The sequence below is a fragment of the Halanaerobium saccharolyticum genome (assembly GCF_003053565.1).
GTDB classification, from domain to species: Bacteria; Bacillota; Halanaerobiia; order Halanaerobiales; family Halanaerobiaceae; genus Halanaerobium; species Halanaerobium saccharolyticum_B.
Genome location: NZ_QAXS01000074.1, coordinates 1 through 2,506, shown reverse-complemented (window position 1 = coordinate 2,506; position 2,506 = coordinate 1). Strand labels below are relative to the sequence as shown.

Here is a 2,506-nt window from a genome sequence, read left to right as displayed (position 1 = left end):
TTGTTTTTTGCAAGTTAAAATTCCCGGTTTTTGCAAAGTTTTTTTCGCAGCCACCCAATAGGGAAAAATTAAAGTGAATTTTGGGCTCCTTTCATTAGTGAATTTTTGATTCTATGACTGTCACCAGGAAATACAAGTAGGTGACTGTGGTGCACCAATCTATCAATTAAAGCAGCTGTCATCTGCTCATCATAGAAAATATTAGCCCATTTACTAAATTCAAGATTAGTGGTAATTATCAGGCTCTTTTTCTCATAACAGTCTGAAATTATCTGGAACAGGAGCTGGGATCCCTCTCTGTCGAGAGGAATATAGCCCCATTCATCACAAATTATTAAGTCTGCTTTTTCTATCTTTTTAAATAATTTGTCCAGTTTTCCTTCTTCTTTTGCCTTGCTTAATTGATTAACCAGTGTTGCTGTTCTAAAGAACAAAACTGATTTTCTCTGGCGGCAGGCCTCCAAGCCTATCGCCGTTGCAAGATGGGTCTTACCCGTGCCGGCAGCCCCATATAAAATTAAATTCTCGTTTTTCTCAATAAAAGTTCCTGTTTTTAGATCCTCAATTGATAGTCCAGAAGGTATTCTGATTTCATCAAACGAATAGCCTTCAAAGGTCTTAATAGTATAAAATTTAGCTTGTTTAATCAGTCTTTCTATCTTTTTGGCTTTACGGTATTCAACTTCGTTTTGCAGAATTTTAAGTAGAAATTCATGTCGATTTTCAGCTTCAATACCTTCAAAATTATCAGCTATGTTCTGACTTAATTTGAGAGTTTTGCAGCAGGCTGCAATCTGCTCTTTAATCATTGGCTTCAACTCCATCTGCTACAGTATAGAAAGTATCATAAAAACTAATATCAGGTTTTAGTTCAGGTAATTCAGGTGCATTTTTAGCTGCTAAATGACCATCAAGCTCCATAATCTTAGAGTTCTTTCTCTTAAATAGGACCTGGATACTGTCAGTATCACTTGCTCCATGAGAGATAGCATCTAAGAGTGCATCTACTGCAGCTTCAAAATTTGTTTCTTCTGTCAGGTTATTGAGAGTTTTTAGAGTTGCTTTTAAGTTCTCGTAATCTAAAGTTTCAAAATAGTCTTTAGCTGCCTGGGGAAACAGATCATAAATCCCAGTATATTTCAAAGCTGTTGGCCTTTTGGATATTTGACCTAAATAAAGAATCCAGTTGATTGATTCCTGTTTTAAGTCACCATAAAGCCTGTCGTGAGTGACAACCTGATTAAGATCCTGATCTAAGATTATCACTTTATCAGCTGTAAGTTTAACAAAAACATTGCTTTTAGCAAGACTTGGCCTGGTTGAATATCTATGTTTGCCTTTATGAATAGTAATACAGGCATTGGCATCAGTTTTCTTGGAAACAACCAGTGCTGGTTCAAATTCAACCTCAGGCAGTGGTAATAATGCTTTTAAATCAGCCTGAAATAATTCATGCTGAGTAGCATTTTTTCTGTAATGTTCGCGATACTGATCATCATCAAGTTCAGTTAGTAATGATTTATTGAATTCATCTAAATTATCAAATTCTGGTGGTGGCACAAAATAGTTGCGTCTGTGATAACCTACTTTACCCTCTATATTGCCTTTTTCATGCCCACTTGCTGGATTACAAAATACTGCTTCAAATCTAAAGTGGTTTTTAAACATCATGAAGTGTTCAGTCAGCTTTCGATACTTGTTTTTCCCAATATCTGAAACCATACTGGAAGCATTGTCAAAAACTATTCTGGAGGGAACACCTCCAACATGATTAAATATATTTATCATGCCCTGTTCTAAACACTGCAGGTTTTCACCTTTAAATAGCTGCGAATAACCAGTATTACTCTGTGGGAAGCTGAGATTTAAGTGGTGTCCTTCATAAAAAGTCCCATTTTCTCTAAAATCTGTTCTTCCAAAGTCAACCTGAGCTTCTCCAGGCAGATGTTTTAACGGTAAAAAGAATTTAGGTTCATCAGAAAATATCTCTTTCTTTTTGATTCGCACATACTCAGCTAACAGGCGATATGAACAGTCATATTTACTACCATAGAGTTCAGTTAATCGGGTATGTACCCTTTTTGCAGTATGACGCTGTTTTCTCCAGACTTTTTTATCAGCTTCAAGCCACTCATCAATAGTTTTCTTAAATGGGTCCAACTTGGAGCCACGCTTGGATCTTTCAGGTGTTTCTAAAACTAGATTAAAATCAGTCATATCGAGGTATTTATTAATTGTTTTACGATCATGACCCGTTTCTCTCATTATTTCAGCCACATTTAAACCTTTCTTAAAGTACAGTTCTTTGATATCATTAATATCAGTCATTGCTAATGTCATCTCCATTTTCCTCCCTTATATAAGTTGTGGTTGACTTAATATAAGGGTACGGTATTTTGGGGGTGACTGCAATGACTTTTTTATTCTGCAATAATAGGGAATTTTAGTTTGCAACTTTCGGGAATACTACTTTGCAATTCCCGGTAATTTTAGTATACAACAAATA

2 protein-coding genes are annotated in these 2,506 nt (G+C 35.7%); both read right to left on the bottom strand.

The window, feature by feature from the left end:
• Positions 1 to 68: 68 nt before the first annotated feature.
• Positions 69 to 806 carry an IS21-like element helper ATPase IstB gene (gene istB / locus C8C76_RS14880; protein WP_108143020.1) on the bottom strand — a complete coding sequence of 246 codons (738 nt, stop codon included), beginning with the start codon at positions 804 to 806 and terminating at the stop codon, positions 69 to 71.
• Entirely contained in the window at positions 802 to 2,340 is a 1,539-nt protein-coding gene (gene istA, locus C8C76_RS14875; protein WP_108143018.1) for an IS21 family transposase, read from the bottom strand. The genes istB and istA overlap by 5 nt, the downstream gene beginning before the upstream one ends.
• Positions 2,341 to 2,506: the final 166 nt, after the last annotated feature.